The sequence below is a fragment of the Mycobacterium sp. E2699 genome, from assembly GCF_001666745.1.
In the GTDB taxonomy this organism is placed as follows: Bacteria; Actinomycetota; Actinomycetes; order Mycobacteriales; family Mycobacteriaceae; genus Mycobacterium.
In genome coordinates this window covers 1-18,811 of the sequence record NZ_LZJH01000104.1, presented here as the reverse complement: position 1 = coordinate 18,811, position 18,811 = coordinate 1, and the positions used below count along the sequence as shown (strand labels likewise).

General features: G+C 69.6%; 18 protein-coding genes and 1 pseudogene. 12 read left to right on the top strand and 7 right to left on the bottom strand.

The genetic code is table 11. The features are described 5' to 3' along the window. Positions 1-240: 240 nt before the first annotated feature. The 5 genes from A5696_RS18695 to A5696_RS18675 all read left to right on the top strand — a co-directional run bounded on the left by A5696_RS18695 (position 241) and on the right by A5696_RS18675 (position 4,221). On the top strand, positions 241-1,179 hold the full coding sequence (locus tag A5696_RS18695; RefSeq protein ID WP_067882659.1) for a Rieske 2Fe-2S domain-containing protein: 939 nt from the start codon (positions 241-243) through the stop codon (positions 1,177-1,179). After that, positions 1,176-1,661: a hemerythrin domain-containing protein gene (locus A5696_RS18690; RefSeq protein WP_067882311.1), complete on the top strand. Its 486-nt coding sequence runs from the start codon at positions 1,176-1,178 to the stop codon at positions 1,659-1,661. Before A5696_RS18695 ends, A5696_RS18690 begins: the two co-directional genes overlap by 4 nt. A 61-nt stretch (positions 1,662-1,722) precedes the next feature. Further along, the gene (gene pcaH, locus A5696_RS18685; RefSeq protein ID WP_067882309.1) at positions 1,723-2,478 is read left to right on the top strand and encodes a protocatechuate 3,4-dioxygenase subunit beta; all 756 of its coding nucleotides are present in this window, start codon (positions 1,723-1,725) and stop codon (positions 2,476-2,478) included. Further along, complete coding sequence (gene pcaG / locus A5696_RS18680) at positions 2,471-2,998, top strand: protocatechuate 3,4-dioxygenase subunit alpha (protein WP_067882306.1); 528 nt, start codon at positions 2,471-2,473, stop codon at positions 2,996-2,998. Before pcaH ends, pcaG begins: the two co-directional genes overlap by 8 nt. Further along, positions 2,995-4,221 carry a lyase family protein gene (locus A5696_RS18675; RefSeq protein ID WP_067882302.1) on the top strand — a complete coding sequence of 409 codons (1,227 nt, stop codon included), beginning with the start codon at positions 2,995-2,997 and terminating at the stop codon, positions 4,219-4,221. The genes pcaG and A5696_RS18675 overlap by 4 nt, the downstream gene beginning before the upstream one ends. On the opposite strand, the gene A5696_RS18670 is transcribed toward A5696_RS18675, so the two are convergent. Then, complete coding sequence (locus A5696_RS18670; RefSeq protein ID WP_067882299.1) at positions 4,208-4,855, bottom strand: TetR/AcrR family transcriptional regulator; 648 nt, start codon at positions 4,853-4,855, stop codon at positions 4,208-4,210. The genes A5696_RS18675 and A5696_RS18670 overlap by 14 nt on opposite strands. A 270-nt stretch (positions 4,856-5,125) precedes the next feature. Here A5696_RS18670 and A5696_RS18665 point away from each other — a divergent pair, with 270 nt between their 5' ends. Together A5696_RS18665 and A5696_RS18660 are read left to right on the top strand one after the other, a co-directional pair. Then, the gene (locus tag A5696_RS18665) at positions 5,126-5,407 is read left to right on the top strand and encodes a DUF1876 domain-containing protein (RefSeq protein WP_067882296.1); all 282 of its coding nucleotides are present in this window, start codon (positions 5,126-5,128) and stop codon (positions 5,405-5,407) included. Positions 5,408-5,483: 76 nt separating this feature from the next. Beyond that, positions 5,484-6,287 (top strand): HPF/RaiA family ribosome-associated protein, encoded by an 804-nt coding sequence (locus A5696_RS18660; protein WP_067882293.1) that lies wholly within the window; start codon positions 5,484-5,486, stop codon positions 6,285-6,287. Between the two features lie 57 nt (positions 6,288-6,344). On the opposite strand, the pseudogene A5696_RS18655 reads toward A5696_RS18660, so the two are convergent. The 5 genes and pseudogenes from A5696_RS18655 to A5696_RS18635 all read right to left on the bottom strand — a co-directional run. Beyond that, positions 6,345-6,989: pseudogene (locus A5696_RS18655) on the bottom strand (dienelactone hydrolase family protein); the annotation flags it as partial. A gap of 61 nt (positions 6,990-7,050) precedes the next feature. Then, positions 7,051-8,175, bottom strand: a complete 1,125-nt coding sequence (locus tag A5696_RS28040) for a Vms1/Ankzf1 family peptidyl-tRNA hydrolase (RefSeq protein WP_067882287.1) — start codon at positions 8,173-8,175, stop codon at positions 7,051-7,053. 90 nt (positions 8,176-8,265) lie between these two features. Then, positions 8,266-9,615, bottom strand: a complete 1,350-nt coding sequence (locus tag A5696_RS18645; protein ID WP_067882284.1) for a nicotinate phosphoribosyltransferase — start codon at positions 9,613-9,615, stop codon at positions 8,266-8,268. After that, positions 9,612-11,462, bottom strand: coding sequence for a long-chain fatty acid--CoA ligase (locus A5696_RS18640; protein ID WP_067882282.1), 1,851 nt, complete (start codon positions 11,460-11,462; stop codon positions 9,612-9,614). Before A5696_RS18640 ends, A5696_RS18645 begins: the two co-directional genes overlap by 4 nt. Positions 11,463-11,546: 84 nt before the next feature. Beyond that, positions 11,547-11,810: a hypothetical protein gene (locus A5696_RS18635; RefSeq protein WP_067882279.1), complete on the bottom strand. Its 264-nt coding sequence runs from the start codon at positions 11,808-11,810 to the stop codon at positions 11,547-11,549. A gap of 215 nt (positions 11,811-12,025) precedes the next feature. Between A5696_RS18635 and A5696_RS18630 the strand changes: the two genes are divergently transcribed. The 3 genes from A5696_RS18630 (at position 12,026) to A5696_RS18620 (ending at position 16,380) form a co-directional block, all read left to right on the top strand. After that, a complete protein-coding gene (locus tag A5696_RS18630; protein WP_369803370.1) occupies positions 12,026-13,012 on the top strand; it encodes a GNAT family N-acetyltransferase in 987 nt (328 codons plus the stop codon). 92 nt (positions 13,013-13,104) lie between these two features. Beyond that, a complete protein-coding gene (locus A5696_RS18625) occupies positions 13,105-13,587 on the top strand; it encodes a flavodoxin family protein (protein WP_067882273.1) in 483 nt (160 codons plus the stop codon). A 42-nt stretch (positions 13,588-13,629) separates the two neighbouring features. Then, complete coding sequence (locus A5696_RS18620; RefSeq protein WP_231964378.1) at positions 13,630-16,380, top strand: AMP-binding protein; 2,751 nt, start codon at positions 13,630-13,632, stop codon at positions 16,378-16,380. Positions 16,381-16,462: 82 nt separating this feature from the next. On the opposite strand, the gene A5696_RS18615 is transcribed toward A5696_RS18620, so the two are convergent. Then, a complete protein-coding gene (locus A5696_RS18615) occupies positions 16,463-16,729 on the bottom strand; it encodes a hypothetical protein (protein ID WP_067882267.1) in 267 nt (88 codons plus the stop codon). A gap of 238 nt (positions 16,730-16,967) precedes the next feature. Here A5696_RS18615 and A5696_RS18610 point away from each other — a divergent pair, with 238 nt between their 5' ends. Together A5696_RS18610 and A5696_RS18605 are read left to right on the top strand one after the other, a co-directional pair. Next, complete coding sequence (locus A5696_RS18610) at positions 16,968-18,218, top strand: S9 family peptidase (RefSeq protein ID WP_067882264.1); 1,251 nt, start codon at positions 16,968-16,970, stop codon at positions 18,216-18,218. A gap of 10 nt (positions 18,219-18,228) precedes the next feature. Further along, a partial coding sequence (locus A5696_RS18605; RefSeq protein WP_231964377.1) for a wax ester/triacylglycerol synthase family O-acyltransferase occupies positions 18,229-18,811 on the top strand: 583 nt, incomplete at its 3' end.

The window sequence follows — 18,811 nt, the reverse complement described above, 5'->3', positions numbered from 1 at the left end:
AAATTACTTCCGCTAAGTAGAATCGCGCACCCGGCGCGCCTGGTCAATGCCCACGGCCAGCGACTTCGGAGCATCCTTTTGGCTAACTCACAGGTGCCTGACAACCGAGGATTCACGGTCCGCGGCTACGGTGGTCACGTCGGACCCGGTGCGCCTGTGAGCGCGAATTAACACACGGGTTATCGCCGATTTTGCGTGGATTGCTGCCGTATAGTGCTGCATCTGAGGAAGGAAGGTGTCATGGTGGATCGGTCCCGGGGGGCCGGCCGTGGGTTGCGGGGACTCGGACCGCGAGTGTTGTCAGCAATCGGGCGGCAGGAGTGGCTGGATCGGCCGAGCTATCGGTTCGAGCACCTGCTCAGCTTCGGCTACAACGCGCTGGGCGGCGCGCGCAACACCGTCACCAACGCGCTGCACGGCGTCTGGCTCGGGCACCCGGTTCATCCGCCGCTGGCGTCGCTGACGAGCGGGGCGCTGGGCACGACGGTGGCGCTGGACGCGCTCAGCCTGCTGCCCGGTCAGCGGCCCAGCGAGGTGCGCGACGCGTCCCGGTTTGCCACCCGCGCGCTGGGGGTGGGGATCCTGGCGAGCATCGGGTCCGCGATCACCGGCACCACCGACTGGCAACACACCCACTCCGAGGACCGCCGGGTGGGCCTGGTGCACGGCCTGGTGAACCTGGTCGCCACCGGGCTCTACGCGCAGTCCTGGTGGGACCGCCGGCACGGCCGACACGGCCGCGGCATCGCCCTGACCACGCTCGGCTACGCCATCACCCTCTCTGGCAGCTACCTCGGCGGGGCCCTGGTGTTCGAGTCCGGCATCGGGATCGACCAGTCGGGCGAGCGGCTGCGCACCACGGAGTGGACCCCGGTGCTGCCGGCGAACTCGCTGAACGGCAAGCCGGTGCGCGTCGAGGTCGACGGCGTGGGAGTGGTTGTCTGCCAGACGAAGCCGGGCGAGGTGTCGGCGTTCGGTGAGTTCTGCCCACACCTGGCGGCCCCGATGGCCGACGGCTGGGTCGACCGCGGCCGGGTCGTGTGCCCCTGGCACGGCTCGTGGTTCGCGGCCGAGTCGGGAGAGGTCCTGCGGGGCCCGGCGGCGGCCCCGCTGCCGTGCTACGAGGCCAGGTTGGTCGACGGAATGGTTGAGGTGCGTGCCGAGGAGGTAGCGAAGTGAACGCCTATGACGTGTTGAAGGAACACCACATCGTGATCAAGGGCCTCGGCCGCAAGATCAGCGAGGCGCCGGTGAACAGCGAAGAGAGGCATGCCCTTTTCGATGACTTCCTCGTCGAACTCGACATCCACTTCCGCATCGAGGACGACCTGTACTACCCGGCGCTCAAGGATGCCAGCAAGTTGATCGCCGTCGCGCACGCCGAGCATCGTCAGGTGGTGGACCAGCTTTCCGTGCTGCTCAAGACGCCGCAGAGCGCGCCGGACTACGAGGTCGAGTGGAACTCCTTCAAGACCGTGCTGGAGGCGCACGCCGACGAGGAGGAGCGCGACCTGATTCCGGCTCCGCCCGAGGTGAAGATCACCGACGCCGAGCTCGAGGAGCTGGGCAACCAGATGGCCGCCAAGATGGAGCAGTACCGCAGCTCCGCGCTGCACCGGATGCGCACCAAGGGCCGGGCCGCGTTGGTCCGGGGTCTCTAACGGACGACATCACGCGGCTGACGGGGGGTCAGCCGCGCGATCGGGAGTAGCCTCACGGCTGATGAGCGCCGAGGCTGTCGCGTCCCAGGAGGACATCACGGCGGAGATTGCCGCCCTGAGCCGCGGTGAGGCCGCCGGGGATCCGACGCTGCCGCGGCTCGACTACCCGCCCTATCGCAGCACCGTCCTGCGCCACCCCAACCGGCCCCCACTCGTCGTCGACCCCGACGAGCTCGAACGCGGGGCACCGTGCTTCGGCCCTGGAGACGTCGGCCCGCTCGACGCCGACCTGACGGCCGGCCATCCGGGTGAGCCGCTCGGGGAGCGGATCATCGTGACCGGGCGGGTGCTCGACGACGCCGGCGCTGCGGTGGCGGGGCAGCTGGTCGAGATCTGGCAGGCCAACGCGGGCGGCCGTTATCGTCACCAGCGCGACCAGCACCCGGCCCCGCTGGACCCGAACTTCGTCGGCGCCGGCCGCTGCCTCACCGGAGCCGACGGGTCCTACCGCTTCCTGACGATCAAGCCCGGCCCCTATCCGTGGCGCAATCACCACAACGCCTGGCGCCCGGCCCATATCCACTTCTCGGTCTTCGGAACGGCTTTCACGCAGCGGCTGGTCACCCAGATGTACTTCCCGGGCGATCCGCTGTTCGACCTGGATCCCATTTTCCAATCGATCCCCGATCCGGCCGCCCGGCAACGGCTGATCGCCCGCTACGACCACGGCGTCACCCAGCCCGAGTACGCGACAGGCTACCGCTGGGACATCGTGCTGTGCGGCGCCCGTCGAACCTGGACTGACGAAGATGGCTGAATTGCCTTGCACCCCGGGGCAAACGGTGGGCCCCTTCTTGAGCCTCGGATTGCCATATCCCGGTGACGGCGAGCTGGTCGGCGCCGAGCATCCGCGGGCCGTCCGGTTGCACGGCACGGTGTACGACGGCGCAGGGGAGCCGGTCCCGGACGCGCTGGTCGAACTCTGGCAGCGCGACGGCGACGGGCGCATCCCGGCGCAGCCCGGGTCGCTGCGCCGCGACGATACGGCGTTCACCGGCTGGGGCCGGTGCGCGACAGACGCGGCCGGGTACTACGGCTTCACCACCGTCGCGCCCGGCTCGGACCGCGGGCGAGCCCCGTTTTTCGCCATCGCCGTCTTCGCGCGCGGGTTGCTGGACCGGTTGTTCACCCGCGCCTACCTGCCCCACGACGCCGTGAACGCCGACCCGGCGCTCGCACCTCTGGTGTGCATCCCCGAAAGCGGCGGCGCGGCATACCGTTTCGATATCCACCTGCAGGGGCCAGACGAGACCGTGTTCCTGGAGTACCGCCGATGACCAATCTCCTGTGGCCCGGCGACCAGCGGGCCGGCGAGCACATGACGGACCGGTCGCTGCTGACCGCGATGGTCGCGGTGGAATCCGCGTGGCTGGGCGCGCTGGCCGCCGCCGGCCTGGCGCCCGGCGCAGGCTCCGGCGCAGACCTGTCCACCCTGGTGGGTGACGACGACCGCGAGTCGCTCGCCGTCGCCGCGGAGGGCGGCGGCAACCCGGTCATCGGGCTGGTCGAACTGCTGCGCGGTCGCGCCGCCCCGGCCGTCGCGCCGTGGATCCACCGCGGACTCACCAGCCAGGACGTCCTCGACACCGCCCTCATGCTGGGCGTGCGCGCCGTCGCGGACGAGCTCACCGCGCAACTGACACAACAACTTTCGGCGCTGTCCGCCCTCGCCGCGGCCCACCGGGGCACCCCGATGGTGGCCCGCACCCTCACCCAGCACGCGGCGCCCACCACCTTCGGCGCCAAGGCGGCCGTCTGGCTGAACGGGGTCGCCGACGCGTTCGAGCGGCTGCAGGGGCTGGTCACCCCGATTCAGGTCGGCGGTGCGGCCGGGACCCGGGCCGCCGCCACCGAGCTGGCGACGCTGATGGGCGCGGCCAACGATCCGGGTGAACTCTCCGATCGGCTGGTGGCAAGCGCGGCAATCGCTTTGGCGCTGCCCGTCCGCCCGCCGTGGCACACGACGCGCACGCCGGTCACCGCGGCCGCGGACGCCTTCGTCGGCTGCACCGACGCCTGGGGCCGCGTCGCCTCGGACGTGGTGACCCTGGCCCGTCCCGAGATCGGCGAACTCGCCGAGCCGGCAGGCGAGAACCGCGGGGGATCGTCGTCGATGCCGCACAAGCGCAACCCGGTCCTGTCGATCCTGATCCGGCGGGCCGCGCTCGCGGCGCCGCAACTGGCGGCCACCCTGCACACCGCCGCGGCGCTGGCCAACGACGAACGGCCCGACGGTCCCTGGCATGCCGAGTGGGACACGCTGCGCACCCTGGGCCGGCGCACGCTCGTTGCGGGTTCCCAGTGCGCAGAGCTGCTGGCCGGACTGCGGGTCGACGCCGCGCGGATGGCCGAAAACCTCAGCAGCGCCGACGTTCTCGGCGAGCAACGGGCGATCGCCGAGCTGGCGGGCAGGGCCCCGTCGGCCGGCTATCTCGGCGAAACGGACCGCTTGGTCGACGAGAGCATCGACCGCGCGCGGCGGATACTCAGGGGCCGCTAGTGGCCAGCGCCGTGCCGTCGGCTTCGTAGATGCTGGCCAGCCAGATGTGCACCAGCGTGTCGATCACGCGGTCTTCGGGGATCGCCGGCTCCTCGGTGGTGAACGTCGCGGCCATCACCCGCTCGCTCAGCATGTTCAGCGCGACGGACAGATCCTCGGCCGGGTAGGTCTCCGGGGCGGCGCCGCGCCGGCGTTCGGCCTTGATCGCCGCCGTGGTGTGGGAGATCCACTTCTGCATGAGCGTCGACCACAGCTGCCGGACTTCGGGGTTGGTGGCCTTCGCCGCGGCCCCGGCCACCGCGACCGCCCGATGCGATCCCGACACCTCGAAGAAGGCCTCGATGCGCGCCCGCCAATGCGTCGCGGGGTCGCCGAACAGCTTGCCGCCCAGCGCGGTCAGCGCCGCGTGCGCCTTGCCGTTCATCTGGTCCAGCAGCGACAGCAACACCGCATTTTTGGATTGGAAGTAGAAGTAGAAGGTGGGACGGGAGATGCCCGCACCTTTCGCCAGGTCGTCGACGGAGAAGTCGGCCAGCGGTCGTTCCTGCAGGAGGCGCTCGGCGGTGGCCAGGATGGCTTGTTCGCGATCGTCACCCGAATGGTGCGACGCACGGCGGCCTCGAGAGGCGTGCATCTACTCGCCCTGCCTGGGGTAGGACACGTCAGTTACTTTATGGACGCGTCGATATATGTCAACGAAATTATTGATTAAAACCAGCAATATTATCGATTAATATCGGTGGTTCTTTAATCGTCGACTAATTCGGGATTTCTTTACGGCGCGCTTCGGCCTCTGGCGGTTTCCTTTGCCCGGAACCTGATGACTTTCGCCCCTACTTACCGACCGGCACGTGATGGTCGCATCTAATCGGGCAAATCAATCGCCAAGACAAGGAGACCGGCGATGACGGGCAAGGACGACGGCGGCAAGACCTGCCGGATCGATGTGCTGATCGAAGAGCACGAAGAGCGCACCCGGGCGAAGGCCCGGCTGTCGTGGGCTGGCAAGGATTTCGTCGGGATCGGTTTGGCGCGACTTGACCCCGCCGACGAGCCGGTGGCCCGGATCGGCGACGAACTGGCGATTGCCCGAGCCCTGTCGGATTTGTCCAATCAGCTAATGGCGTTGACTTCCACCGATATCCAGGCCAACACCCACCAGCCGGTCACCGGTCTGCACCGCTGAACGTGCGACCGAGTACCGCGCCCGCGGTGACCTTCGGCCCTACAGCAACGATTTGGAAGGAGCGTAGCAACGAATCATGAGACACCGACCCGATTTACCGGCCGTCCTGGATGTCGAGGTGACGACGCATGGTCAGCTGCCCGAGGCCGAAGACTACGCGCGGACGAAGATCGGCGAGCTCGGACGCTTCGCCCATGAACCGGTGCTGCACGCGCACGTGCGGCTGAGCGAGCACGGCGATCCGGCGGTGGCCCGCCGCGTCATCGCGCAGGCGAACCTCGACGTCAACGGCCGGCCGATCCGCGCCCAGGTGGAGGGCGTCACCGAGCGGGAGGCGATCGATCGGCTCGAGGCGCGGCTGCGTCGTCGACTCGAACGCGCCGCCGAGAACTGGGAAGCCAGGCGAGGCGGCATGCCCAAGGCCGCCCCGCACGAATGGCGCCATGAATCCGAACCCACCCACCGGCCGAACTACTTTCCGAGGCCCGAAAGCGAACGCCGCATCATCCGGCACAAGTCGTACAGCCTCCCCGATTGCACCATCGACGAGGCCGCGCTCGAGATGGAGCTGCTCGACTACGACTTCCACCTCTTCACGGAGCGCGGCAGCCAGCAGGACAGTGTGCTGTACCGGCACGGTCCCACGGAATATCGCCTGGCGCAGGTGATTCCGGAACTGTCGGACGAACTGGCGCCGTTCGACCTGCCGCTGACCATCAGCCCGCAGCCGGCTCCGCGGCTCACCGTGGACGAGGCGATCGAGCGGATAGGCCTGCTCGGCCTGCCGTTCCTGTTCTTCGTCGACGCCGCCCGGGACCGCGGCACCGTGTTGTATCACCGCTACGACGGGCACTACGGCCTGATCACACCGGCCGACTGAGGAGCCACTCCCGAGCCGCGGCGGTCCCGGAAAACCCCCCCATCCGGGACCGCCGCCCTAAACCTGAACCTGTACCGCCAGGCGGTCGGTGAACCAGTCGCTGGCCAGCGCGGCCACTCGCCCGAGCGCGCCCGGCTCCTGGAAGAGGTGGGTGGCACCCGGAATGACGGCGACCTCACACTCGCCCGGGATCACGGCCTGCGCCTGCCGGTTGAGCCGCAGCACCGTCTGGTCGTGTCCGCCCACTATCAGCAGGGTCGGGGCATGCACGCTGCGCAGCGCCTCACCGGCCAAATCGGGCCGCCCGCCGCGGGATACCACGGCCGCCACCTTGACCCCCGGGTGTGCGGCCGCCACCAGCGCCGCGCCCGCGCCGGTGCTGGCCCCGAAGTAGCCGACCGGCAGTGACGCGGTGTCGGGTTGGGCCGCCAGCCAGGCCGTGACGTCGACCAGTCGGCGCGCAAGCAACCCTACGTCGAAGACGTTGGCGCGGTCGCGTTCCTCACCGGGCGTCAGCAGGTCGAAGAGCACGGTGGCGAATCCGGCCTTGTTGAGGACCTCGGCGACGAATCGATTCCGCGGGCTGTGCCGGCTGCTTCCGCTGCCGTGCGCGAAGGCGATGACACCCTTGGGATGCTCAGGGATGACGAGGTGGCCGGCCACGGAGACCGGCCCCGTGCTCACCTGGATTTCTTCGTCACGTTGAGTCATTGCACGCTCCTGACACTGCTCTGTTCCCAAAGGAAGTCTGTTCCAAAGGAAGTCATGCGCCCCGGCGGCCGACCGCGTCGCTCGCGACATATCGCAGCAACGCGGCGACGCCTTCCGCGGGCCCGATCCGGTCGCCGGCCAGCACCAGCGCGGCACCCACCGCGATCGCGGCGAACGGCAACGCCTCGTCGGCCCGCGCCACCCGCTGCACCGGTTCGCCGAAGTCGGACAGCGCGTCGGCATCGGGCGCCACGGTGGTGAGCGCCCGGCCGGAGACGACGGTCGCGTCGCCCAGTTCGCCGATCAGCAGCGTGTCGACGTCGCCCTCGCGCAGCGCCGCGCACACGGCGGCAACGCCCTGGGCGGCCAGGCCCGAGCCGCGGCCGAGTTCGGCCTGGAACCGATCGGCGAGCCCGGCCAGCCCGGCTTCGCGGCGCCGAGCGAACTCGGCGGCTGTCGACCGGTGGACCTCATCCTCGTCGATTCCGCTCTTGCGGGACCCGGCGTGCAACTCCGAAATCCGGTCGGCCACCCGCCGTGGCAACTGCGCGATGACGTCCGCCCGCGAACGGACCTCGCCGCACAGGAACACCACCTCGGGGTCGGCGCCGTCCACCAGTCGCGTGAGTTCGTCGGCGACCGCGCGGCAGTTCATGCGGATGGCTTCCTCGGTCGTGTGCTGGAAGTCGCCGTAGCCGTTCCAGCCGGCGCTGGCCGGCTTGTGCACCGGATACCCGTCGCCCTCGACGCTCGTCGAGCTGACGGTGTCGCCCTGATAGAGGGTGATGTCGGCGCCGGTGTGATCGACGGCGGCGAAAACGTAGGTGGGGCGCTGCATCTCGAACTCGATCAGCGGCACGACGTACGGGTAATCGGACAGGCGAACCACCATCGCCGGCGGCGGCCCGTCGAGCGGCTCGTTGATCAGCACCTCATCGCCGGTCGCGATCACCGCGCGGCCGCGCCGGCCGACGGCCGGTCGGTTGTGCAGCACGGCCCCCTCGATGTTGTCGATGAGCGCCGCGGCCGCGCCCAGGTCCTCGAGCTGCTTGCGGATGTCGTCCCAGGTGGTCTCGAGCTGCTCGACGGCATCCTGGGTGTCGTGCGAGTCGTCGAAATAGACCGAGGCAAACGGCCCCTGCGCTTTTACCAGCCACTTGAGGCGATCCGATCGCATGCCATCCCTTTCGCCGTCGCGCCACGATGCTGGCAACCGTATGAACCCACCGCGGCCCGCGGCAGGGTCATTAGCCCCCAGCTGCGGGTCTTAGGTCACCGAGGCGGCGCGGCGGAGCCGTGTCAGCTCGGACGCGATCCCGGGGCTGACGTCCACGGGGTAGGACCAGCCGGTGGCGTCCAGCCAACGAAGGTAGGGCGGCAGCCGGTCGAGCTGCCAGCGTGCCCAGATTCGCGCCGCCTGCAGCCCGGCATCGTGAACGCGCCGGCCGTCTTTCATGACCTGCACCAGCAGCGGCTCGCCGGGGAGGTCTTCGTCGGCCCGCCCGATCGTGTCGCCGCCGAAGGTCCCGTGATTGAGCCGCCGCACCTGCTTGCGCCCCGGATAGATCACCTTGCCCTTGGCGAACTTGGTCCGCCCCACGCCGTCGTACTCCACCAGCTTGTACGCCATGTCGAGGGCGGGGGCATCTTGGGCCACAACGAATTTGGTGCCGACCGCGAAGGCGTCGATGGGGCAGCCGTCGTCGAGCAGCTTGGCAATGCGGTACTCGTCGAGACCCGAGGAGGCGAGGATCTCGACCCTGGTCAATCCCGCCGCGTCGAGCTTTTCCCGGGCCGCCCGCGACAGCGCGCCGAGATCCCCGGAGTCGAGCCGGATCCCGGCGATGGGGAGGCGCTCCCGCTTCCTCGTCAGCTCGATGACCCGGTCCACGCCGCGCAACGTGTCGTAGGTGTCGACGAGCAGCGTGGTGTCCGGGTAGAGCCGGGCGAACGCCTCGAACGCGTCGGGCTCGCTGTCGAACGCCTGGATGAAGCTGTGGGCCATGGTGCCGAACGCCGGGATTCCGTACCTACGGGCCGCGAGCAGGTTCGACGTGCCCGCCATGCCGGCGAGGTAGCCGGCCCGCGCCGCCTTGAGCGCCGCGTCGGTGCCGTGCGCGCGCCGCGCACCGAAATCCACCACCTGCCGGCCGCGGGCCGCTTCGAACACGCGGGCGGCCTTGCTCGCGATGACGCTTTGCAGGTGAATTTGGTTGACCACGAACGTTTCTACGAGCTGAGCCTCCACGATCGGGGCGATCACCTGCACGATCGGCTCGTTGGGAAAGACGATCGTCCCTTCCGGCACCGCCCACACGTTGCCGGTGAAACGCAGCGCCGCGAGGCAGCGGAGGAATTCGTCGGCGAACAAGCCCAACCCGCGCAGGTAGTCGATGTCCTCCGGCTGGAACCGGAACGCTTCGAGGAAGTCGAGCACATCGGACAGGCCGGCGGCCATCACGAACGATCGCCCGGGCGGCAGCTTGCGAAACACGGCCTCGAAGACGGCCGTTCCCGTCATGCGTTCGGCCATGTAGGCCTGTGCCATGGTGACCTCGTAAAGGTCGGTGAACAGGGCGGAAAAGCGCTCCGGTTCGTCGGGCGCGCGGTTGCTCATCCCGACGGGCGGTCGTAGAGGTCGCTGAGGCGGTCCTCGAACTTTTCGATGACGACCTTGCGGCGAAGCTTCAGGCTCGGCGTGAGATCGCCGGATTCGACGGTGAGCTCGCGGTCGAGGATGGTGAACCTCTTGATCTGCTCCCAGCGGTTCAGCTCCAGGTTGAGGGCATCGACGTAGCCGGCGATCAGTTCCTGCGTCTTGTCGTCGCAAGCGATCTCGGCGAGCGACTTGCCGGCCAGGCCGTTCCTTGCTGCCCACTCGGCGATCGCTTCGCCGTCGAGGCTGACCAGCGCGACGCAATATGGCTTCCCCTCGCCGTAGACGAGCAGTTCGCTGGCGTACGGGCACAGGCCCTTGAATTTCGCATCGATCGCCGACGGTGCCACGTACTTGCCCTGTGAGGTCTTGAACATGTCCTTCTTGCGGTCGGTGATCCGCAGGTAGCCGTCGTCGTCGATCTCGCCGATGTCGCCGGTGTGAAACCAGCCGTCGGCGTCGAGCGCCTCGGCGGTGGCGTCGGGGAGATCGTGGTACGAGGTCATCAAACCCGGCCCCCTGAGCAGGATTTCGCCGTCGTCGGCAATCCTGGCCTCGGTGGCCGGGAACGGCCATCCGACGGTTCCGAACCGGTACGCGTCGGGGCGGTTGATGAATGACGCCGCCGCGGTCTCCGTCAGCCCGTAGCCCTCCAGCACGATGATGCCGACGGCGTCGAACCATCGCGCGACGTCACGGTCCAGGGCGGCGGCCGCGGAGACGAAGAACCTCAGCCGGCCGCCGAACCGCTCGCGGATCGTGGAGAAGAACACCCGGTCGGCCACCTGGTAGGCCAGCGCGGCCAGCGCCGACGGCTTCTTGCCGGCTTGCCGGGTTTCCGACACCTTCACACCCAGCCCGATCGCCCAGTCGAACACCTGCTTGCTGAGCCTGCCCCGCCGGGCGACCATGTCCTCGATGTGGGCGTGTGCCTTCTCGAAGATGCGTGGGGCCGCGCCCATGAAGGTGGGCCGCAGCGTCGCCAGGTTGTCGACGATCCGGTCGACGCGGCCGTCGATCGCGGTCGCGTAGCCGATCTGCAGCGCCAGCGCCAGCATCACCTTGCCGAACGCGTGCGCCAACGGCAGCCACAGGAAGTTCAGGTCGTCGGGGCCGAGGATGCCCAGCGCGTCGATGGCCGCCGCGGTGTACGTCCAGGCGCCGTGGGTGAGCCGCACGCCCTTCGGCCGCCCGGTGGTCCCGGAGGTGTAGATGAGGCTGGCGAGCTGGTCGGGACCGATGGTCGCGACGCGCTCGTCGATGACATCGGGGGAGTCGGCCAGCAGCTGCTTGCCCATCTGCTCCAGTTCGGCCAGCGTCATCACCCAGTCGCCGTCGCCGTTGCCGTCGATGATCACCACCTTGCCCACGTCGGGCAGTTCGGCGCGGTGCTGCAGCAATTTGTCGACCTGGCTTTGGTTTTCGGCGACCACCACCCGGCTTCCCGAATTGGCGACGATGTACGCGACGTCGCCGGCGTTGGTGGTCGGGTACACCGTGGTGGTCGCCGCGCCGGCGCACATCACCGCGAAATCGACGAGCACCCACTCGTAGCGCGTCGACGACGCCAGCGCCACCCGATCCTCCGAGGCGATCCCGAGCGAGATCAGCCCGCCGGCGATGTTGTGGACGCGGTCACCGACCTGCCGCCAGGTCACGCTCTCCCAGCTGTGGTCCTGCGGATAGCGAAACGCCTCCGCGTCCGGGGTCGCGGAGACGCGGTCGAGGAACAGGTGCGCCACCGAAGGCGCGCGGTTCTCGATCTTGCTGAGGTCGGGCCTCTCCAGCGAGGCGAGGGGCGTGTTCATGGTGTCAACCCCCGATCCTGCTGTGGGCCCGTGTGTCGCGGATAGTGTCGAAAGTCCCGGAATGGTGGCTCGCCGGCGGGGCGCTCAGCCGGCGACAGCGACCCGAATGGACAAGCGCTCACCGATGGCACTCGCGCCGGCCCAATCGCCGCCGCGCACCGCGCGCTCGAGGTCGTCGACCAACGGGCTGTGGGCGCCCAGTTCGGCCAACCACCCGGAGACCGTGCTCGTGATCTCGTCGGCGGCCACCCGTGCGGTATGCCCGTCGTGCAGGCAATCGGTCAGCTGATAGACCGTGCTCGCCGGCCTGCGCTGTGGCCAATGGGGCCGCCATGTCGCTGCGTACATCGTCGTCTCCCCGTCGTCTCCGTCGTCTCCCCGGCTTAGCCGTATCGGTCCATCCGACCACCGCGCATGGCCGCGCCCTAGAGGCCAACAGCACGACTGCCGCGGTGCTTTGGTCTCGCGTGGGACTTGCCGAAGTCCCGGCGCGACAGGGCCTTTTGTCACCGCGCTTACCCGCGAATTGCCCGGGCGGGCGCGGCGCCGGTCGCGTACCGTACATCGGGGTGATGACGGGCCGCGGGGAGTTGTCGGAGCTGGACGTGTTCGCCGGCATTCCGGCGCGGGACCTCGCGCCATTGGCCGCTCAGCTGCAACCGCTGCGCGCGTCCGCCGGCGAGGTGTTGATGCGCCAGGGCGAAAACGCGTTGTCGTTCGCGATCATCACGTCGGGCCGGGTGGAGATCCGGCACGCCGGACCGCGCGGCCAGGTGACGGTCGCCGAGCTGTCACCCGGGACGATCATCGGCGAAATCGCTTTGCTGCGAGGCAAACCCAGGACGGCCACGGTGATCGCGAAGGACGATGTGCGGGGTTACATCGGCTATCACGGCGCCTTCGAGCGCATGCTGGCCACGCCCGTCGTCGCCGACCGGATGGTGCGCACGGCGCGCCAGCGGTTGATCGCCTACATCGACCCCATCCCGGTGTCGGCCAAAGACGGCACCGGGTTCCTGCTGCGCCCCGTGCTGCCGGGCGACGCCGAGCGGTTCACCAGCGAAGGCGCATTCTCGCGGGAGACGCTGTACCGGCGCTACCAGGGTGGCGCCCCCAGCGCGTCGGGGCTGGCCTACCTGTTCGAGGTCGATTACCTCGACCATTTCGTCTGGGTCGTCACCACCTGCGCGGACGGGCCGGTCGTCGCCGACGCCCGCTTCATCCGCGACGAGGACGACCCGACCTCGGCGGAGGTCGCGCTCACGGTGGCGGACGCCTATCAGAACCGCGGGATCGGGACTCTGCTGCTCGTCGCGCTGGCGGTCGCCGCGCGGGTCGACGGCATCGAGCGCTTTCACGCCCGGGTGCTCGCCGACAACCCGCCCGCGCGGGTGTTGGGCGACAAGGTCAACGCCCGGTGGGAGCATGAGGAACCCGGGGTGATCACCACGACCGGCAAAATTCCGGACGCCGCACGGTTGCCCCTCGATCGGCAGACGCGCCTGAAGATTCAGCGCGTGGCGCGCCAGGTGATCCACGCGTTCGACTGAGGCGACCGGGTGACCCCGAGGTGACTTATGCCCCGCGCGTTTCGTGCCTTTGCGCCCTTCCGGGCGGTGCGGTGCGCGGCCAGCATGGGCCTATGAAGTCGCTCATCGTCTGCGTGTCCAAATCGCACGGCAACACCCGCCGCGTGGCCGAGCGGATGGCTGAGGTGCTGGACGCCGAGGTCGTCGAACCGGAGTCGGTGGACCCCGAAGCCCTGCACCAATACGACCTCGTCGGCTTCGGCTCCGGGATCTACTACATGGCGGTCGACGACAGGCTGCGCAAGTTGATGCGACGCCTGCCGACCGTCGCAGGCGTGCGCGCGTTCACCTTCTTCACCAGCGGCGCCCGGGAAATCCCGCTGCTGGACTACCACAAGCCGGTGCGGAACCACCTGGAAGCCAAGGGCTTTGAGGTGATCGGTTCGTTTTCCTGCCGGGGCTTCGACACCGTCGGGCCGTTCGGCTTCATCGGCGGGATCAACAGGGGACGGCCGAACGACCACGACCTGGATCGGGCCGCGGCCTTCGCGGCCCGCATGCGCGAACGGGCCGGGGGGTCGGCCGCCGCGTCGTGACCGATGGCAACTCAAGAGTGCCCCGCTGACATCCTCGCGTTGGTGCGCGGCCTCGTTGCCGAGGTGCACCCGCACGCCACACCGCCCCCGGTAACGCTCGACAGCGCTTTCGACAACCTGGGCATCGGCAGCCTGGAGCTGGGCGAGTTGCTGCTGCGCGTGCAGGACAAGTTCGGGGTGGTGCTGCCGCCGCACATCCTGGCGACCGCGGAGACGCCGCGTGACCTCGTGGCGGCCGTGGCGCGGAGCCGCCCCGCCGCGGAAACGGACCGGGGCCCGGTGTCACCGCCGGTCACCGGGCCGGCCGGCCTGCTGCCCGAAACGGCGGCGACCCTGAACGAGGCCCTGGCCTGGCACGTCGGCGCGACTCCGGGCCGCACGCACATCCGCGTCCTCGACGACGCCGACGGCCCCCCGAACGGCACCGACGTCACCTATGCCGCGCTGTACCGGGAGGCGGCTGCCCTGGCGGCCGGCCTGATCGCGCACGAGGTGATGCCGGGCGAGACGGTGGCCATCATGTTGCCCACGTGCCGCGCGTATTTCGTCACCTTCGCCGGGGTGGTGCTCGCGGGGGCCGTCCCGGTTCCCGTCTACCCACCGGCGCGGCCCTCGCAGCTGGCCGACCACCTGCGGCGCACGACCGGCATCCTCGCCAACGCCCGCGCCACCCTGCTGGTCACCGTGCCGGAGGCAGTCACCCTCGGGCACCTGTTGCGCGCGAACGTCGAAAGCCTGCGCCACGTCGTCGTCCCCGAATCGCTCTCCGGCGCAGGCGAAGACCCGCTCCCGTCCTTCCCGGCGCCGCGGCCCGACGATCTTGCGCTGGTGCAGTACACCTCGGGCAGCACCGGAGCGCCCAAGGGGGTCGCGCTGACGCATCGGAACCTGCTGGCCAACATCCGCGTGATGGGTCGGGCCGCGGCGGCTTCCGGGTCGGACACTTTCGTCAGCTGGCTGCCGCTGTATCACGACATGGGTCTGATCTGCGCGTGGCTCGGTTGCATGTATTTCGGCGTCCCGCTGGTGGTGATGAGCCCGCAGTCGTTTTTGATCCGACCCTCGGGGTGGCTCTGGCAGATCCACGCCAACCGGGCGACCATGTCGGCCGGCCCGAACTTCGCCTACGAGCTGTGCCTCACCAAGATCCGCGACGACGAGATCCACGGGCTCGATCTGAGCTCGTGGCGATTGGCCTACAACGGCGCCGAGCCGGTCAGCGCCACGACCATCGAGCGGTTCGGTGATCGGTTCGCCCCCTACGGTTTTCGCCGTGAGGCCATGACACCCGTGTACGGGCTGGCCGAGTCCTCCGTGGGGCTGGCCTTCCCGCCGTTGGGGCGCGGCCCGCTGATCGACCGAATCCGTCGGGACGCGTTCGTGCGCTCCGGGCGGGCCGAGCCGGCGACGCCGGGCGAGCGGGACTTGCGTTTTGTCGCGTGCGGCCGGCCCCTGCCGGGCCACGAGATCCGCGTCGTCGACGCCGCCGGCAACGAGCTGGGCGACCGCCGCGAAGGCCGCGTCGAGTTCCGCGGTCCGTCGGCCACCGCCGGCTATCTCAACAACACGCCCGCGACGCGGGCGCTGTTCCACGACGACTGGCTGGACACGGGCGACCTCGGGTACATGGCCGACGCCGACCTCTACATCACCGGCCGGGTCAAGGACGTGATCATCCGGGCCGGGCGCAACCTGCACCCGGCGGAGCTCGAAGAGGCCGTGGGCAACCTGGCGGGCGTCCGCAAGGGGTGCGTCGCGGTGTTCGCTTCGCCGGACTCGGCGGGGGGCGCCGAACGCCTGGTCGTCATGGCCGAGACCCGAGCCGTCGGGGACGACGCCCGCGCCGCATTGCGCTCCGAAATCGCCTCCACCGCGGTCGATTTGCTGGGCGTGGCACCGGACGACGTGGTACTGGCGCCGCCGCGCACGGTGCTGAAGACCTCGAGCGGCAAGATCCGGCGGGCGGCGAGCCGGCAGCTCTATCAGGCTGGGAAGGTGGGCGCGCGCCCGCGAGCGGTGTGGTGGGAATTGGCCCGCCTTCGGCTGCGCGGCGCGGCGCCTTCGATGCGCCGCGCCGGGCGCGCCGCGGGTGCCATGTGCTTCGCCGCCTACGCGTGGGCGGTATACACGGTCCTCGGCTTGGCGGTGGTCGTGTCGTTGCTGGTGCTGCCGCGGCCGCGGTCGCGCTGGAAGGTGGCCCGGGCGGCGGTGCGGCTACTGGCCCGGCTCACCGGAACGGCCATCACCGTGCACGGCCTCGACCACCTGCCCGCGGGCACCGCCATCGCGGTGGCCAACCATCCCAGCTGGATCGACCCGCTGGCACTGGCGTCGGTGCTGCCGGAGCGGTACCGGTTCGTCGCGGCTGAAGTGCTTGAACACCAGGGGCTCAATGGATTCGTGCTCAGGAGGCTCGGCCACCAGTTCGTGGAGCGACATGAGCGCGAACACGGGGTGGCCGACGTCGGCCGGCTCGCCGCCCTGGTGCGAGCCGGGCAGTCGCTCGTCATTTTCCCCGAGGGCCGGCTGGCCCGTGCGCCAGGTTTGCGGCCTTTCCACATGGGGGCGTTCGCGGTGGCCGCCCAAACCGGCGTGCCCGTCGTCCCGATGGCCATCCGCGGAACCCGGACGATACTGCGGCCGGAACACCACTTTCCGCGGAGGGGAGCCGTCGACATCGCGGTTGCCGGGCCGATCCGGTCTTCGGGCGCTGACTGGACGGCTGCGGTCGGCTTGCAGCGCGCCGCGCGCAAGGTCGTCCTGGATCTGTCGGGGGAGGCGGACGTCGAATGATCCACACCCAGAAAACCAAATGGCCGGGCGGTGCCTCGTCGCAGCCGCCCGGCCATGGTTGAACCGTCGTCGAGACGCCGGTTCACTCGCCGTGCTTGCTTACCGCCTGACCGGCGCTGTGCACCACGCTGCGGAAGAACTCGATGCGGGCCGCGCTCAACTCCTCGGCCAGGTCCAGGGCGGCGTCGACGACGGTCTTGCGGCGCGACTGCTCCGGGAGCACGGGACTGATCTGGTCGACGAACTTGCGGACGGCCTCGATGGCCTGCTTGCGGCCGCTGTCGACGGATTCGAGCACGTCGTCGGAGAGTTCTGCCCAGCGCGGCTCGGATTTTTCGGGTGCTGTCATGGTCAACTCCTGGTTTGAGGTCCTGGTTTGAGGTCCTGGTGGGCGGTCGTCGGCGCTGCGCCGACGCACCGACCGTACGACGCTGAGGCCACCGGCACGAGTGACTAAAGTCCCTGCGCGCCCCTTCATTCGTCCCGAACCGCCCGATGATCTGCGCCTGCCGGTCAAGGACTTTCGCGCCTTCGGCCGGGCCGTAGGTCCCTAACGCGCCCGATCGGCCGGGTGTTAGCGTGCCGCCATGGCCACACCCGACAGCCATGGTCCCGGCGGACCGGGCGCTCCGCGCTGGAATCCGCCGGTCGTCAATGGCCTGGGCAAGGCCGTCGAACCGCTCACCGGCACCGGTCGGTACGTCGCGCAGTCGTGGCGCGACTACCTCGACGGGACACCCGGCGAACTTCCCATCGCACGCCCCACCCTCGCCCTGGCCGCACAGGCGTTTCGTGACGAGATCGTCCTGATGGGTCTCAAGGCCCGCCGCCCGGTCAGCCGGCCCGAGGTGTTCGAGCGCATCACCGGTGAGGTGCTCGCGGGGCTGGAGTTCTACGGCAAGCGGGGATGGCTCGATCACCCGAAGCGATTCTTCGGCGCGCCGCCGCCGCTCTCCGACGTCACGGTCCGAAAGGTGAAGGGGCGCACCCGATCTCTCTATCGAATCTCCTTCGACAGCGGGTACCTGCCGCGGCCGGGCGAACCTGGCGCGCAGCGGTGGATGAGCTACACCTCGAACGACCGCGAATACGCCCTGGTGCTCCGCCACCCCGAACCGCGGCCCTGGCTGGTGTGCGTGCACGGCACGGAAATGGGTCGGGCCGCGCTGGACCTCGCGCTGTTTCGGTCCTGGAAGCTGCACGACGACCTCGGCCTGAACGTCGTGATGCCGGTTCTGCCGATGCACGGCCCCCGGGCCCGCGGCCTGCCCAAGAGCGCCATCTTTCCCGGCGAGGACATCCTCGACGACGTGCACGCCACCGGTCAGGCGGTGTGGGACATCCGGCGGCTGCTGTCCTGGATCCGGTTGCAGGAGCCCGAGTCGCCGATCGGGTTGAACAGCCTTTCGCTCGGCGGCTACATCGCGGCGCTGGTCGCGAGCCTCGAAAAGGGCCTCACGTGCGCGATCCTCGGCGTGCCGGTGGCGGACCTGGTGCAGCTGCTGGGGCGCCATTCCGGCCTCAGCGAGCACGACCCGCGCCGGCGCACGATGGAACTGGCCGAACCCATCGGCCGGATGACGTCGCCGCTGTCGCTGACGCCACTCGTGCCGAGGCGGGGCCGGTTCATCTACGCCGGCGTCGCCGACCGGGTCGTGCATCCGCGTGAGCAGGTGGTGCGCCTCTGGGAACACTGGGGTAAACCCGAAATCGTCTGGTATCCCGGCGGTCACACCGGATTCTTCCGGTCGCGCCCGGTGCAGAACTTCGTCCGGGACGCGCTGCGGCAGTCCGGACTCCTCGACGAACCGTCGACGCGGCGCGACCGCCCGGCCTAGGCGCGCGGAAATGGATCCGCTGGACCCGCTGGACGTGGCGATGATGGCCGCGGAGATGGTGGCCAGCCCGATGCACGTCGGCGCCGTGCTGATCCTGACGCCGCCGCAGGACGCGGGCCCGGACTACGTCGACGCCCTGTACCGTGAGGCGCTCGCCGGCAACGACCCGATCGACCCCAGGCTGTGCCGGTACCCGCACCGCGGCGTGGACACCGGCGGCGTGTGGGTCTGGCGCCAGGCGGAAGATCTTGACCTCAGCCAACATTGCCGGCGCAGGACCGTGTCGGCGGACCGCAACGAGTTCTGGCGGCTCATCGGCGAGCTGGACGCCGAGCGGCTCGACCGGTGCCGGCCGATGTGGATGTCGTACCTGATCGACGGCCTCGACGGTGGCCGCTTCGCGTTCTACATCAAGGTGCACCACACCGTCATCGACGGCGTGGCCGGCTTCCAGATGATCGCCGACGCGCTGAGCACCGACCCGCAACGCCGGTCGATGCCGCCCTTCTACGCCGACCGCCGTCATGCCTCCTCGCCCCGCGCGGCGGCGGGCGGGCTGGCGTCACGCGTGGTGGCCCCGGTGCGCTCGTTGC

Bases quoted from the DNA above. Each gene is read 5' to 3' on its own strand.
- A5696_RS18635 (WP_067882279.1), bottom strand. From the start codon at position 11,810: ATGTACGCAGCGACATGGCGGCCCCATTGGCCACAGCGCAGGCCGGCG.
- A5696_RS18645 (WP_067882284.1), bottom strand. From the start codon at position 9,615: ATGAGCAACCGCGCGCCCGACGAACCGGAGCGCTTTTCCGCCCTGTTC.
- A5696_RS18695 (WP_067882659.1), top strand. From the start codon at position 241: ATGGTGGATCGGTCCCGGGGGGCCGGCCGTGGGTTGCGGGGACTCGGA.
- A5696_RS18670 (WP_067882299.1), bottom strand. From the start codon at position 4,855: ATGCACGCCTCTCGAGGCCGCCGTGCGTCGCACCATTCGGGTGACGAT.
- A5696_RS18675 (WP_067882302.1), top strand. From the start codon at position 2,995: ATGACCAATCTCCTGTGGCCCGGCGACCAGCGGGCCGGCGAGCACATG.
- A5696_RS18610 (WP_067882264.1), top strand. From the start codon at position 16,968: ATGGCCACACCCGACAGCCATGGTCCCGGCGGACCGGGCGCTCCGCGC.
- A5696_RS28040 (WP_067882287.1), bottom strand. From the start codon at position 8,175: ATGCGATCGGATCGCCTCAAGTGGCTGGTAAAAGCGCAGGGGCCGTTT.
- pcaH (WP_067882309.1), top strand. From the start codon at position 1,723: ATGAGCGCCGAGGCTGTCGCGTCCCAGGAGGACATCACGGCGGAGATT.
- A5696_RS18660 (WP_067882293.1), top strand. From the start codon at position 5,484: ATGAGACACCGACCCGATTTACCGGCCGTCCTGGATGTCGAGGTGACG.
- A5696_RS18640 (WP_067882282.1), bottom strand. From the start codon at position 11,462: ATGAACACGCCCCTCGCCTCGCTGGAGAGGCCCGACCTCAGCAAGATC.
- A5696_RS18625 (WP_067882273.1), top strand. From the start codon at position 13,105: ATGAAGTCGCTCATCGTCTGCGTGTCCAAATCGCACGGCAACACCCGC.
- A5696_RS18615 (WP_067882267.1), bottom strand. From the start codon at position 16,729: ATGACAGCACCCGAAAAATCCGAGCCGCGCTGGGCAGAACTCTCCGAC.
- A5696_RS18665 (WP_067882296.1), top strand. From the start codon at position 5,126: ATGACGGGCAAGGACGACGGCGGCAAGACCTGCCGGATCGATGTGCTG.
- pcaG (WP_067882306.1), top strand. From the start codon at position 2,471: ATGGCTGAATTGCCTTGCACCCCGGGGCAAACGGTGGGCCCCTTCTTG.